This window comes from Mesorhizobium sp. B1-1-8, from assembly GCF_006442795.2.
Lineage (GTDB): Bacteria > Pseudomonadota > Alphaproteobacteria > Rhizobiales > Rhizobiaceae > Mesorhizobium.
In genome coordinates, this window is sequence record NZ_CP083956.1 from 4,596,307 (window position 1) to 4,609,705 (window position 13,399).

General features: G+C 63.3%; 14 protein-coding genes and 1 pseudogene. 7 read left to right on the top strand and 8 right to left on the bottom strand.

Going from position 1 to position 13,399, the window contains the following annotated elements:
• Positions 1 to 67 precede the first annotated feature (67 nt).
• From FJ974_RS22700 to FJ974_RS22710, 3 genes are all read right to left on the bottom strand, one after another.
• Positions 68 to 520 (bottom strand): hypothetical protein, encoded by a 453-nt coding sequence (locus FJ974_RS22700; protein ID WP_140534086.1) that lies wholly within the window; start codon positions 518 to 520, stop codon positions 68 to 70.
• Between the two features lie 110 nt (positions 521 to 630).
• Positions 631 to 993: a DoxX family protein gene (locus FJ974_RS22705; protein ID WP_140534087.1), complete on the bottom strand. Its 363-nt coding sequence runs from the start codon at positions 991 to 993 to the stop codon at positions 631 to 633.
• Between the two features lie 33 nt (positions 994 to 1,026).
• Positions 1,027 to 1,464, bottom strand: coding sequence for a VOC family protein (locus FJ974_RS22710; protein ID WP_140534089.1), 438 nt, complete (start codon positions 1,462 to 1,464; stop codon positions 1,027 to 1,029).
• 132 nt (positions 1,465 to 1,596) lie between these two features.
• On the opposite strand from FJ974_RS22710, the gene FJ974_RS22715 reads away from it, so the two are divergent.
• On the top strand, positions 1,597 to 2,424 hold the full coding sequence (locus FJ974_RS22715; RefSeq protein WP_226891350.1) for an AraC family transcriptional regulator: 828 nt from the start codon (positions 1,597 to 1,599) through the stop codon (positions 2,422 to 2,424).
• 13 nt (positions 2,425 to 2,437) lie between these two features.
• Here FJ974_RS22715 and FJ974_RS22720 read toward each other — a convergent pair whose 3' ends face one another.
• Genes FJ974_RS22720 through FJ974_RS22730 form a run of 3 tightly spaced genes read right to left on the bottom strand, consistent with a single transcriptional unit; the run spans position 2,438 to position 4,628 of the window.
• Entirely contained in the window at positions 2,438 to 3,286 is an 849-nt protein-coding gene (locus FJ974_RS22720) for a 23S rRNA (adenine(2030)-N(6))-methyltransferase RlmJ (protein ID WP_140534090.1), read from the bottom strand.
• Between the two features lie 7 nt (positions 3,287 to 3,293).
• Complete coding sequence (locus tag FJ974_RS22725; RefSeq protein ID WP_140534092.1) at positions 3,294 to 3,917, bottom strand: hypothetical protein; 624 nt, start codon at positions 3,915 to 3,917, stop codon at positions 3,294 to 3,296.
• A gap of 12 nt (positions 3,918 to 3,929) precedes the next feature.
• Positions 3,930 to 4,628 (bottom strand): TetR/AcrR family transcriptional regulator, encoded by a 699-nt coding sequence (locus FJ974_RS22730; protein WP_140534093.1) that lies wholly within the window; start codon positions 4,626 to 4,628, stop codon positions 3,930 to 3,932.
• 84 nt (positions 4,629 to 4,712) lie between these two features.
• On the opposite strand from FJ974_RS22730, the gene FJ974_RS22735 reads away from it, so the two are divergent.
• Positions 4,713 to 5,174, top strand: a complete 462-nt coding sequence (locus FJ974_RS22735) for a carboxymuconolactone decarboxylase family protein (protein ID WP_140534095.1) — start codon at positions 4,713 to 4,715, stop codon at positions 5,172 to 5,174.
• Positions 5,175 to 5,553: 379 nt separating this feature from the next.
• Here the strand turns inward: FJ974_RS22735 and FJ974_RS22740 are convergent, their stop codons facing one another.
• Positions 5,554 to 5,973: a hypothetical protein gene (locus tag FJ974_RS22740; protein WP_140534097.1), complete on the bottom strand. Its 420-nt coding sequence runs from the start codon at positions 5,971 to 5,973 to the stop codon at positions 5,554 to 5,556.
• A 399-nt stretch (positions 5,974 to 6,372) separates the two neighbouring features.
• On the opposite strand from FJ974_RS22740, the gene FJ974_RS22745 reads away from it, so the two are divergent.
• Together FJ974_RS22745 and galE are read left to right on the top strand one after the other, a co-directional pair.
• The gene (locus FJ974_RS22745) at positions 6,373 to 7,446 is read left to right on the top strand and encodes a UDP-glucuronic acid decarboxylase family protein (RefSeq protein WP_140534098.1); all 1,074 of its coding nucleotides are present in this window, start codon (positions 6,373 to 6,375) and stop codon (positions 7,444 to 7,446) included.
• A pseudogene (galE, locus tag FJ974_RS22750) lies at positions 7,443 to 8,568 on the top strand (UDP-glucose 4-epimerase GalE). Before FJ974_RS22745 ends, galE begins: the two are co-directional and overlap by 4 nt.
• Before the next feature lie 55 nt (positions 8,569 to 8,623).
• Here galE and FJ974_RS22755 read toward each other — a convergent pair.
• Positions 8,624 to 9,214, bottom strand: coding sequence for a DUF995 domain-containing protein (locus FJ974_RS22755; protein ID WP_181177170.1), 591 nt, complete (start codon positions 9,212 to 9,214; stop codon positions 8,624 to 8,626).
• Positions 9,215 to 9,523: 309 nt separating this feature from the next.
• Between FJ974_RS22755 and FJ974_RS22760 the strand changes: the two genes are divergently transcribed.
• From FJ974_RS22760 to FJ974_RS22770, 3 genes are all read left to right on the top strand, one after another.
• Positions 9,524 to 11,137: an ArnT family glycosyltransferase gene (locus tag FJ974_RS22760; RefSeq protein ID WP_140534100.1), complete on the top strand. Its 1,614-nt coding sequence runs from the start codon at positions 9,524 to 9,526 to the stop codon at positions 11,135 to 11,137.
• A 163-nt stretch (positions 11,138 to 11,300) separates the two neighbouring features.
• A complete protein-coding gene (locus tag FJ974_RS22765; protein ID WP_140534101.1) occupies positions 11,301 to 12,218 on the top strand; it encodes a lysylphosphatidylglycerol synthase domain-containing protein in 918 nt (305 codons plus the stop codon).
• Positions 12,219 to 12,223: 5 nt separating this feature from the next.
• A complete protein-coding gene (locus FJ974_RS22770) occupies positions 12,224 to 13,300 on the top strand; it encodes a glycosyltransferase family 2 protein (RefSeq protein ID WP_140534103.1) in 1,077 nt (358 codons plus the stop codon).
• Positions 13,301 to 13,399: the final 99 nt, after the last annotated feature.

A 13,399-nucleotide genomic window follows, 5' to 3' on the forward strand; every position in this document is an offset into this window, starting at 1 on the left:
CCTGTGCCTGCCGGGCATCTCCCCTGCAGGAGAGATCAGCAGCTTCGCAGCAGCGTCTCTAACCGCCCTACCGCAGCACGCGGCAGCGGCCGTTATAGACCATCCAGCGGTCGAAGCCCGCGACGCAGAATTCGACATTGTCGCCGATCGAGGCAAAGCCCTGGCCTTCCTCGATCAGGTAGAAGATCGAGCGGTCGCGACCATCCGATAGGCTGACGGTGGCCCGGCAATAATGTCGGCCGATCGGCCACTCGTCGCTCGCCAGCTGATAGCGATGCTGGCGGATGTTGCGGAAATCGGTGATCGCGACATCCGGCAGGTGCGGCACGTGATGGACCTGATAGGAGAAGCGGTCGGTGATCTTGTTCAGCACCCAAGCCTCGCCGCAGACGCTGCCGTCGTTTTCGGTGTAGACGGCAAGATCGGCGGCATGCGCCGCCTGGGTGAAGCCAAGCGAGGTGCCAAACGGCGTGCAAAGCGAAATCAGCGCAGCAAGAGCGGAATGGGCGAAGCGAGTCATGACAGCCTCTCAAGGTCGGTTACGCACACTCTGCGGATTCGCTTGGCGGCGGTCAAGCGGTTGCGAAAACAATGGTTTCCAGAAAACATCGTTCCAGAATGACCGGCTAACTAGCTCGCTCCGGCAAGCAACAGCCCGCCAACGACCGCGAAGTTGATCAGAAAGGCATTGCGGAGCACCTGCCGCTCCGGTTCCTCGGAGGCCCAAAAACGCAGCAGCATCAGGTTCGTCGCCAGCGTGAAGACGACCAGCGCGCCGGCGGCGAAAGCCATTGCGATGCCAAGGGCAAGCATTGCGCCGGCAATAATTTCGATCGCCGAGCCGGCGGCGAGCACGAGGCGCGGAGCCGGGAACTTCCGGCTCGCCAGATAGTCGCACATCGCCTTGAACCTCACAAAGTGCTCGATGCCGGCGAAGACGAAGACCCCGCCGATGAGGAGAGCGCCAAACGCCTGAGCGGTTTGAATAAACATGATGACCTCCTTTCGACGGCGTGCGGTCAGGATCTAGTCTTGCGGGATGAAGTCGGGCGGGATGAAGTCGGGGTTGTAGACGACCTCCCAGAGATGATCGTCGGGATCCTGGAAATAGCCGGCATAGCCGCCCCAGAAGGTCTTTTGCCCCGGCTTGACCACGCGCGCCCCGGCCTTGACGGCCTCCGCCATTACGGCGTCGACCTCGGCTTCGCTCGCCACATTGTGGCCGATGGTGAGTTCGGTCGAGCTGCGGCCGCTCTGCGGCACGGTGGCGTCGTGGGCGATGCTCGAGCGTTCGAAGATCGCGAACTTCAACCCGCCGGCGAGCTCGAAAAAGGCTACGGCGCCGTGCTCGAACTCGCGGCCGATGATGCCTTCGGTCGGCAGACCAAGGCCGTCACGGTAGAATTTCAACGAAGCTTCCAGATTGTCGACGCCGAGCGTTATGACGGTGATGCGAGCTTTCATTTCTCTCACTCCTTTCTATATTCGTGACCACGTCCGGGATCGGATGCGGTCTTGAAAAGGCGCAGGACACGCCAGCACACTGCGTCTGTTCTGCCACAGCGGAAGCGGCCGGCATTGAAGATTTCGGCCAAAATGGCCGCCGCGCGACCCGGCAGGGACAATCCGCTGGACCAGATCGGAGAAGAAATGGAAGCGGTCCTGGCGCAGACCACCGGCTTCTTCAGGGAAAGGCCCGTGGCCGCAGGGCTTTCCAGCGCATTTTCCGCCGTCTGGATCCACCGCATGGAGGAGCACGACGCTCCGCCCGTCGTCATCACGCCGGATGCGACCATCGACCTGCAATGGATCGACGGAAAATTCCGGATCGCCGGGCCGGACAAGGAACCGCAGATCGAGACGCCGCCGGCCGGTGCGGTGATCGTCGGCTTCCGCTTCCGGCCGGGAGCAGCCGCCGGTTGGCTTGGCGTGCCGGCCGCAGAGATCGTCGGCGGGCGGTTGAACCTGCGCGAGCTCTGGGGCACGCGGGCCCGGGAGCTGTCGGACCGCATTAAGGCCGCACCTGACCCCGCCGGCATGGTGCGGCAGCTGGAAAATGTTATCGGTTCGCATACAGAAGGGCGCGATGCGCTCGATCCGCTGATGAGCAAGGCCTTCAAGGTCATCGACGAAGGCCTGGAGCCGGAAATGCCGCTGGTTCCCTTCCTAATCAGCCGGCTCAACATGAGAGAGCGGACGCTGAGGCGGCGTTTCGAGGATGCTTTCGGCTATGGCCCGAAGACGCTCGACCGCATCCTGCGCTTCCACCGTTTCCGGCGCCTGCGCGAGAAAGCAGGCGACGCTTCGACCGCCCTGCTGGCGATCGAGGCCGGCTATGCCGACCAGGCGCATCTGATCCGCGAAACTCGCCGGCTGACGGGCGTCACGCCGTCATCGCTGCAGGGCGCCGTAGCGCGGGCGTAGAGGCGAAGACCCCCTACTCGCCAGCCAGCCATTCGATCGTTAAGCGCGAGGGCTGCTCGACGGCAAGCACCCTGTGCAAGGCCGGGAGCAGCAGCTGCAATTCGCCCTTCAACGTGAAGGGCGGATTGACGATCACAAGGCCGCTGCCGTCGAGGCTGGGCTCATTCGAGGCCGGCCGGACCTCGAAGCCGATGTCGAGCAGCTTTGGGATGCCGGCCTGCTTCAGCGCGGTGCGAAAGGCGGCGACCGCCTTGCGGTCCTTGATCGGGTACCAGAGCGCGTAGATGCCGCCCGGCCAGCGCCGGTGCGCTTTCCGCAGGCCTTCGACGAGACGGGAAAACTCGCCCTCTTCTTCGAAGGGCGGGTCGATAAGGACCAGGCCACGCTTCTCCTTCGGCGGCAGATGCGCGCCGAGCGCCAGCCAGCCGTCGAGTTCGATCACCCTCACCTGGAAATCGCCTTCAAAGACTGTTCTCAGCCGCGCGGCGTCTTGCGGATGCAATTCGATCGCGGTCAGCCGGTCCTGCTTGCGCAACAGGTGGCGGACAATCAGCGGCGAGCCGGGATAGCGGCGCAGACGGCCATCGGGATTTTCGGCGCGCACCGCTTCCAGATAGGGTGCAAGCAGGGCTGCCGTCCGAGGCTCGAGCGTGGCCTCGAACAGCCGGCCGATGCCGCCCTGCCATTCGCCGGTCTTGCCGGCCTCGACCGAGGCGAGATCGTAGCGGCCGATACCGGCATGGGTGTCGATGACGCGGAAAGCCTTGTCTTTCTGCTTGAGGTACTCGACCAGCCGGCTGAGTACGGCATGCTTGACGACATCGGCGAAATTGCCGGCGTGAAAGGCATGGCGATAATTCATGTCGCCCTCACCTCAGCGAACCGCCACGGCCCCAGCGCGGCGGCGGTGGCTGCGAGTTGGGATTTTGCGGCCGGCCGCCGCCGCGGCCAAAGACGAGCGAAAGCACAAGGCCGAGCAGGCCGACGCCCATCAGCACGTAGCCCGTCGGCTTTGCCCGCTTATCGATCGAGCCGGTGCCGGCGCGCAAGATCAGGTCGACCGCGCGCATGTCGATGCCGTCAGCGTCGCCCGGGCCGACGTTAAAGACATAGGCGCCGGGGGCGACGCGCTCGATCACGCCGGCCTCATCGCGAAAGATCTTGTCGGGCAGTTGCGGGCTCACCTGGCGCGGATTGTCGGTGTGGTTGAAGGACAGAGTAGAGGCGAGCACCGTGCGGCCGCCGCTGGCGGCGGTCAGCGTCAGCACGGTGCGCTGCTGCGAGGCGACGCGCTCGGCCCTCGCGGTGAGGTCAACCAGCACCCTCAGCGGCGCGTCGCTTACGGAAAGTTGCACCGTCGCCGGCCGGAAGCGGCCGCCTTCATAGACCCTGTAGATGCCGATCGCATGGCCGGAGAAATTGCTCATCGCCCAAGGGTAGAAGACGCCGACGGCGGCGCCGGCGATGAGGACAAGAACCGAGAGAAAGCGCATCGAAAGTCCTGGCTATTTCTTCGTCCGACCGCGATCGCCGCTTCCTAGCGCGGTTCCGCTTCCGGCAGCTTCGCGGACGCGCTCCATCTCGTCCAGAAACATCTCCAGGCCAAGCTCGAAAGTCTTGTCGAAACCTGCTTTACCGAAATAGGCGCCGGCTGCCACGACATTGGGATAGTCGCGCGCCAAATCCTCGTCGTTGACCGTGGTGACCGCCGAAGGCCCCTTGGCGTAGCCAGCGGTTTCATCGAGGATCGCACCCATCAGATAGTAGCCGGCGGCGCGGAAAAGACGGGCGCTGAGCTCGGGTCCGAAACCGCCGTCCTCGAATAGGCCAATGATGGCGTTCAGCTTGGCGAGGCAGGGTGGCGAGTTCATGCGGTAGACCACTATGAACGGCGCGAATGCCGGATGCTCGGTCGCGACGCGGCGGAATTCCTGCATGCCGATGCGGGCCCGCTCGCGCCAGGGCAGGCTGTTGTCGGGGATCACAAGCCCACTCATCTGGCGGTCGACCAGCGCCTCGTAGAGATGCGCCTGCGAGGGGAAGTGGTGGTAAATGCTCATCGCTTCGCAGCCGAGCGCCGCGGCGAGCTTGCGCATCGAAAAGCCGGACAGCCCTTCCCGTTCGATCACCTCGAAGGCGGCGTCCTCGATCATCTCGCGGGACAGCCGGCCGCGTGCTCGCTTTTTTTTGATCGGTGAGTCCATGGCTCCGCTTGACAACTTACACTGTAAGGCTCAATTTGCGCACACCTTACATCGTAAGGCTAACAAAGACCAGAGGAGAAAATCATGTCCGTCTCTCGCATCGTGCGTTCGTGCCTTCGTTCCGCTTCGCTGCTCGCCGCTGCCGGCATGCTCACAGCTTTATTGTCGGCCCCTGCCAATGCCGACGACTATGACGCCGCCATCAAGGACATCCAGTCGACCATGGGCGGTGTGCCCAGCTTCCTGACCAAGTTCCCGAAAGCCGGTCTGCCCGGCGCGTGGGCCGAGGTCAAGGCCATCGAGCTCAGCGATAAGACGGCGCTGCCGCCGAAGGTCAAGTCGCTGATCTCGCTGGCGGTCGCAGCGCAGATCCCGTGCAGCTATTGCATCTGGTCGGACACGCAGGATGCCAAGCGCGCCGGCGCCACCGACGAGGAGATCCAGGAGGCTGTCGCGGTGTCCGCATTGACCCGCCACTGGAGCACCATCTTCAACGGCATGCAGGTCGACTTCGAGACTTTCAAGAAGGAGATGGGCGCACAATAGCTGCGAGTGGCAGACCACCTACGAAAAAAGCGCGGCCCGCAAAATTTACGGGCCGTGCTTTTTCCGTGAAGCTGACGCTGCCGGCGGTTCTCCGTCTCTTTACGCAACCGCCGGGTGCGAGCCGGTCGGGTCGATGCCGCTCCCCCAGCAGGCGGGATGCCGCAGACGCAACCCGCTGAAATCTCCTCACGGCCAAACAGCTATCGCTAAATTGATCAAGTTTGCCATAATGCCTTGGGCGGGTGGACGATCAACGATTTGGAATGCAGGGCAGCTCGCGCGCCCGAAGGGACTTTTGATGTTCAAGTTTCGCGGGAAAGACCAGCCCGGTTTACCCAATAGAAAGTCCGACGCCTCAAGTCAATTTTTGTACAGGCCTTTACTCCTCGGAACTATCGTAGCACTTTCTGGCTGCCAGTACTTCAATTTCGGTCAAACTACTTTGTTCAACACATCGCAAAGCGGCAACGCCGCCTTGCTCAACCCGAAACCAGGTGGATTTGTCCAGCCGAGAACCGCGCCCCACCCGGCCACGAGCACAAGTCCCAACCCCTATCTCGGAAACGCTGCCCATATTTGCAGCGCGAGCGGCTTCGGACAGCAATCGCATTGTTTCCTGAGGGCTTCCGGGCCGCTCTGGGTTCATAATATCTAAGATTTCGTTCAATATTGAAATATATTTCTCTGCCACGGGCCGTGAACCAAGCTTTTTTGAAAATGACTGCTCGATGACATCTTGGGGTCTGGCGAGCTCTTTCGCTGTCCAGCTTTGCGCTGGTGCGGAGGCCGCCAATTTCAACTGTCTCGGCCCTGTCAATACGAGTCGACGTTCTCATCGCGCAATGCCCCGACCAATCCCCGATCATGATTAACCACATGCGAATGCACAGGGTTAACAAAACGCTAATTTAGTTGACTACGCCGTCCACAGGTATATTTCTATATGCGTTGGGTGTGCAATTTGGGCGAGCAGTCCGCGGTGGTGGCAGCTATACTCGTGGATCGCGACTTAGGGGCGAAGGGGCGCTGAGCGGCAGCAAATAAGCCGTACGGCGGGAGCTCCGCGAACTCATAAAATTACAGCGCACATCAGTATAGGCGATTCCGCGCATGCGGAGGAATCGCTGTTTTTTTGGCCTGGTCTGGCAAAGCAATTGCCAGGCCCGGGAGCGGTAGCGTACGTGCGTAAGAGGTTGCCATGAGCAGAGTCGTCAAGGTTCTGAAGCTGGACGCGGGCCAAGGTCGAAGAGGTATCGATCGCGGCCGCGCCCTGGTCGCTGGCGGAGCGGGATTTCTGGGCTCTCATTTGTGCGAGAGGCTGCTGCTCGACGGCTATGAGGTCATCGCGCTGGACAATTTTCATACCGGCAGACGATATAATCTTGCCGGCATTGCACGCGACGCCGCCTTCACCTGCACCAGGCACGACATCGTCGACGCGCTGCCTGCGGATTTCGCCGTCGACGAAATCTACAACCTCGCCTGCCCTGCTTCTCCGCCCCACTACCAGGCAAATCCGATCCACACATTCAAGACAAGCGTGCTGGGCTCGATCAACCTTCTGGAACTTGCGCGGCGCCATAACGCCAAGATCTTCCAGGCCTCGACCTCGGAGGTCTATGGCGATCCGCTGGTGCATCCGCAGCCCGAAGGCTATTTCGGCAACGTCAACACGCACGGCCCGCGCTCCTGCTATGACGAGGGCAAACGCTCGGCGGAGACGTTGTTTTTCGATTATTCGAGAACATACGGAATCGACGTGCGCGTCGCCCGCATCTTCAACACCTATGGCCCGCGCATGCGACCTGACGACGGCCGCGTGGTGTCCAACTTCATCGTCCAGGCGCTGAGCGGCGAGGACATCACCATCTACGGCAGCGGCATGCAGACGCGCTCCTTCTGCTTTGTCGACGATCTGATCGAAGGCTTTATGCGCCTGATGAATGCTCCGGCAGCGCCGAGGCATCCGGTCAATCTCGGCAACCCCGTCGAGTTCACCATCGTGGAGCTGGCCAGGCTGGTCGTCGACTACACGAATTCCCGCTCGCGTATCGTGCACCGGCCGCTGCCGGTCGACGACCCCAGGCAACGCAGGCCCGACATTTCCTACGCTAGGCAGCATCTGGGCTGGGAGCCGAAGGTCGCCTTGAGCGAGGGGCTCGCCCACACCGCGGCCTATTTCGAGGCATTGCTGGGCAGCCGCCAGTCCGGCGCATCGCAGAGCGGCCGGGCCCTCAGCAGTCGGTCCGTCAAAGAGGCAGCGGCGTCATGACCCGCCGCCCCGTTCTGGTAACGGGTGGCGCCGGTTTCATCGGCAGCCACACTTGCAAGCTGCTCGCAGCGGCAGGCTGCCTGCCGGTGGTCTACGGATAATTTGAGCCGCGGCAACGAGAAGGCGGTGTGCTGGGGTCCGCTGGTCGTCGGCGACATCCGCGACCGCGACGCGCTGCAGCGGGCCATCGACACACATCGGCCGCGGGCGGTCGTCCACTTCGCCGCGCTTGCCTATGTCGGCGAGTCGGTCAGCGAGCCGGCGGACTATTATTCGACCAATGTCGGGGGCACGATCGCGGTGCTCGACACCGCGCGCGCGAACGGCATCGACAAGATCATCTTTTCCTCCAGCTGCGCCAGCTATGGCGTGCCCGAGGCGCTGCCGGTGCGCGAGACCGCGTCGCAGAACCCGATCAGCCCCTACGGCCGCAGCAAGCTGATGGGCGAGCAGATCATCCGCGATTACGCCTCGGCCTATGGAATGAAATACGCCATCCTGCGCTACTTCAACGCCTGCGGCGCCGATCCCGAGGGCGAGCTCGGCGAATGGCACACGCCTGAAACCCATATCATCCCGCGGGTGCTGATGGCGGCGTCTGGCATGATCGATGCAATCGAGGTCTTCGGCACCGACTATGAGACCCCCGATGGTACCTGTGTGCGCGACTATATCCATGTCAGCGATCTCGCTCGCGCGCATCTGAAGGCGCTGATGCATCTGGAGGCCGGCGGCGAAAGCCTTGCGGTCAATCTCGGCACCGGCCGCGGCATTTCAATCAAGGAAATTCTCGAGGCGGTCGGACGGATCACGTCGCGGCCTGTCCCGGTCGTGTACAAAGCGCGCCGCCCCGGCGATCCGGCCGGGCTTTACGCCGATCCAGGCATGGCGCGCGAGCAACTGGGGTTCGTGGCCGAGCTTTCCGGCATCGACAGCATTGTCAGGACGGCCGCGCTCTTCTTCGGTCTCGGTCCTATCTCGAAACCGAAGAAGCCTCGGGCGCCCGCCGCAGTTTCGCGTGCAAAGCACGCGCAACGCGGCGTGGATGCCAACAAGCCGACAAGGCTGGCCGTCGTCCCTGTGAGTAATGTGTCGGGGCGCGGGCTCGCCGAGTTGGGTTGAGGGCTTTCTCAGCGGGCTTCTTTTATTCGGACGGAAACCTGCTTCTCCGCCATGCTCAACTCTTGTTGTCGATCAGTTTGCGGATCTCGTCGAACCGGGCTCCCTTGGTGTTGCCCGCCTCGAACTTCCGATGTTCGTCGGCGGCGGCGTCCGTGGCGTGCTTGAAATCGTACCAGTCGCCGTCCGGATCCTTGCGCTGCTCGATGGTGCCGTTCTCGACGCGATGGCTGTAGCAGGTGCGCCGCGGCTTTGTGGTGTAGGCCTTCGACCGCCAGGCGAGCTCCATGCACATCTTGCCCGTTTCGGTCACCAGCCAGTGACCTTCCGCAACGGCGGGCGCGTCCTGTCCTGCCGTCCATGCCTGCAGGCGCCTATCCAGTCCGAAATAGGCCGCTCCATTTACCCAGTTCCAGGTTCGGTCGGCGTAGAGAAGCTGCAATTCGAAAGCCGTCGGCGCGGTTTCGGGTTTGGCCGCGGCTTCGACAGGCGCGCCGCTCTTGGCGGCGGCCGCATCGGCAGTGCCCGTACACGCAAGCTGGGCGCACGCCATGAGCAGCGGCACAAGCCAGCCGCGCGCGGCAAGCAGGCCGGGGCCCCTGCCCGTATGTGCCGATGCGCTTACAGAAGTCCCGATAACCGATCGCATGTCAAAGTCCCCCTCTCGAGCCCGAGTTGGTCGGGTCGAGGAATACCGGTCTGGAAGATGTTTCTTCGGGCTTTTCGCGATCCGTCACGATGCCCGAGCTTTGTGAGCCCGACGGCGGCGGGGTCGGCGCCCTTGAATTATTAACAGCCGCGTGAGGCGCGCTGTCAACCATGTCCAACCCGAAGTGACGTTGCAAGGCCTTATTTAACCATGGGTATTTATAACCTTGTGATGCTTTGATTGTCTTTGGTGAGCGCTCGAGTAACAGGGAGCAGCGCCGAAGTAGCTTCTATGGGAGGAGCGGCTACAATGGCGGACGGCACGGAAACAGTGGATATCCAGGGCATCACCCTGGCTGCCCGTCAGGCGGCGGTCGGCCCGCGCGTCAGCATCAACAGCTTGATCCTGCTGGCGATCCTTCTGGTGGCGGCGATCGCCCGCCTTTACAACATCACCCAGCCGCTTGTCGATGCCTTCAGCTGGCGCGAGACAAGCACGGCCATGATGGCCGACAACTTCCAGCAGCGCAGCTGGAACATCTTCTTCCCGGAGGTGAGCTGGACCGGCCCCGGACCGAGCTATCAGGGCCGGGAGTTCCAGATCGTCAGCTATCTCACCGCGATCCTGTACCAGCTGTTCGGCTGGCACGACTGGTTCGGACGGATGATCGCGGCGCTGTTCGGGCTGGTTACGGTATTTTCGCTCCACAGGCTAACCGCGCTCTGCTGGGACGAGGCGCATGCGCACGCTGCGGCGCTTGCCTATGCGCTGATGCCGGGCCCGGTGATGATCGACAGCTCCTTCCTGCCCGACCCTTCGATGCTGGCGCTGGTGACGCTCGGCGTATGGCTGTTCGCGAAATACTGGGCCGGCGGCAAGGCCTGGCTGCTGCCGTTGGCGACGACCAGCTTCACCCTCGGCGCGCTGGCTAAGCCGCCGGGGCTCGCCGCCGGCGCCGTCATCTTCTACCTGATGGTCCGCTGGGTCCTCGACAAACGCTACAGGCAGGCGACACGGGTTTTCGTAAGCGGGCTTCTCAGCCTCGTCGTCATCGCCGGCTATTTCAGCTGGGCGATCTATCTTGGCCGCAGCTACCCGCCGTTCCACGTCGCCGGCAGCGGCTACATCTGGGATTCTGGCTTCTGGGCGTTCCTCAGGGACAAATTCTACTTCAGGTCAGTCTGGAGCACATCGATCTGGTGGTTCTACGGCTATCCGTTCATGGCGCTGATCGCCCTCGGTTTCTGGATGCCGCCGAGCGCGGGCCAATCGGATAAGCGGTCGCTTTCGGCCGTTCCCTATGTGTGGCTGGCGGCAGCAGCGATCGTCTATGTCGCGGCGGCGCGCGAGATCACCAGCAATCCGTGGAATTATCACATCTTCCATGTGCCGTTCGCAATGTTCTGCGGCCGCGGCGCGATGGTGCTGGCGACGCTCGGCACCGGAAATGTTCTGTCCCCCGCGGTGGTGCTGCGCTCGATCTTTATCGCGGCGCTGGCACTGGCGCTTTCAACCTTTCCGCTGCTCGGGACAATGAAGGCGCCGATAGCCAGCAACGGCAAGCTGCTCGGCGAGGAGATGGCGCGATTGGCCAAGCCAGGCGACCTGGTCGTTGCCGTGGCTTCGGATGCGGGAGACCCCGTCGCCATCTACTACAGCAGGCTGCGCGGCTGGGTATTTCCACCGGGAGGCGGCGACTACAACTGGACAAATTTCGTCGAGGACGACGCCACTGCGGTCGCGCAGCTCGAACAGTTGCGCGCTCAAGGCGCCGATTTGTTCGGCATAGCCAAGAATGCGCAGGATGATAACAACCAGCGTTTCCTGGAGCATCACCGGGGCGTCGTCGACTACCTCGACAGGACCGCAACCAAGCTTGTGGATTCGGACAAGCTGCTGGTTTATAGGATCACCCGCCCGTGAGCCCGTCGTGCCGGCCGGAAATCCGGGCCGGATATCGTCCGGCGTTTTGCGTGTAGGCTGGGCGGCGGGCCGCGGCGGAGCGATCCGTATATGATGGCCGCGGATCTTCGGAACCACTGACCGGGCCGCGAGGACGCGGCGGCGGACACCAGCGGAGAATTGATTGAAGCGAGCGGTATCGATAATCGTCACCCTGGCGCTGCTGGCATGGCTGGTCAGCGACTCGCGCTGGAAGATGGTCGGCGATGCCTTCGCCAGCATCACGCCCGGCGCCTTCGCGGCGGTGACGCTTTCGCTGTTCGTCACTTATGTGCTGCGCGCGCTGCGCGTGTGCGATGAATTCCGCGACGAGGTGAACGGCCGCTTCGGCGCCTGCCTGCGCGTTATCCTGATCCATAATGCCATGATCAATGTGGTGCCGTTCCGCGGCGGCGAAACCGCCTTTCCGCTGCTGCTGCGACAGGTATTCGGCATTTCGATCATGCGCGCCGGCGCCTCGCTGTTGTGGTTCAGGCTGCAGGATGCCTTCGTCGTCGGCGTGCTCGCCTGCCTGGTCTGGCCCGGCCTCCACCTGGCGCTCAGGACCGCCGGCATCGCGGTGCTGATCGCCGCTGCCTGGTACCTGCCGCGCTGGGCGCGCACACCGCATGACTGGACCGGGCGCGGCAAGATCGTGTCGAAACTCGGCAAGCTGCGCGACATCTTCACCGAGGCCACGGGACGCTCCCGTTACGGTTGGTGGTGGACGGCGGCCAATTGGGCGCTGAAGCTTGCCGTGCAGGGATGGCTGCTCGCCATGTTGCTCGGCACATCCTTCCAGACCGCCTTTCCCGGCGCCGTCGGCGCCGAGGCCGCGGCTATCCTGCCGGTGCAGGGCGTCGCCGGCTTCGGCACTTACGAGGCGGGTGCCGCGGCGGCATTGCTCTATTCCGGCGTCGCCATGAAGGACGGCCTGCAGGCGGCATTGGCGCTGCATCTTTTCATCTTCTGCTCGGCGGTCGCCACCGGCGCGGTCGCCTGGCTGTTTCCCTCAAAATCGACGCTACCGGAAAGCCCGGTCCCAGGGCCCGCAAGGAAATGACTTCCATGAACGCGCTTCCCACACCCGCCCCGGGATTGCCCGAAGGTGTCGTCATGCCCGAGCACAAGCTCTCCATCGTCATTCCGATGTATGACGAGGCCGATAATGTCGAGCCGCTGCTCGTGCGCATCCATCAGGCGATGGAAGGCTACAGCCAGCCCTGGGAGGTGGTGCTGGTGGACGACGGCAGCACCGACGCGACGCCGGCCGAAATCCGGCGGCTTGCCGCTCAGTACGGCTCGCACGTGCATGCGGTCGAGCTGGTGCGCAACTACAAGCAGACCGCCGCCATGCAGGCGGGGCTTGACGCCGCACGCGGCGACGTCATCGCCACGCTCGACGGCGACCTGCAGAACGACCCGTTCGACATACCGCGCATGGTCTACCGGCTGCTGACCGAGGATCTCGACCTCGTCGCCGGCTGGCGCAAGAACCGCCAAGAAGGTTTTTGGTTGCGCCGGCTGCCCTCGCGGATCGCCAATTCGCTGATTGCGCGCGTCACCGGGGTGCGGCTCAAGGACTATGGCTGCAGCCTGAAGGTGTTCCGCGGCAGCGTTATCCGCAGCGTCAGGCTCTATGGCGAAATGCACCGCTTCATCCCGGCCTGGCTGGCCACCGTGACGACGCCGCGCCGCATCGCCCAGGAAGTGGTGACACACCACGCCCGCATCCACGGCCGGTCCAAATACGGCATCTCGCGCACCTTCCGCGTGGTGCTCGACCTCGTCTTCATGTTCTTCTTCATGCGCTATCGCACCAGGCCCGGCCATTTCTTCGGCGGCATCGGCATCGTGCTCGGCGCGCTGGGCTCGCTGATCCTGGCCTATCTGTTTGCGCTCAAGGTTTTCCTGGGACAGGACATTGGCACCCGGCCGATGCTGTTCACCGGCTTCTTCCTGGTCATTGCCGGATTACAGGCGGTGACGTCGGGCGTGCTCGCCGAAATGCTGTCGCGCGTCTATTTCGAAGCGAACGGGGCGCTCCCCTATGTCGCACGGCCGCAGGCCGCGCATGGCGAAGCAGACGGCTGGCGCCGGCCGAGCCTGCCGGCAGGCAGCGAGCCGAAGCCGCGCCGGACATGATCCCGTCAGCCCCGCCCTCAGCCGCCCCGTTTGCCGATCGAGGAGGACTGGCGAAGTTTCGTCGGCTAAATCAAAGTGTGCAGCGGTTTCGGGACAAAG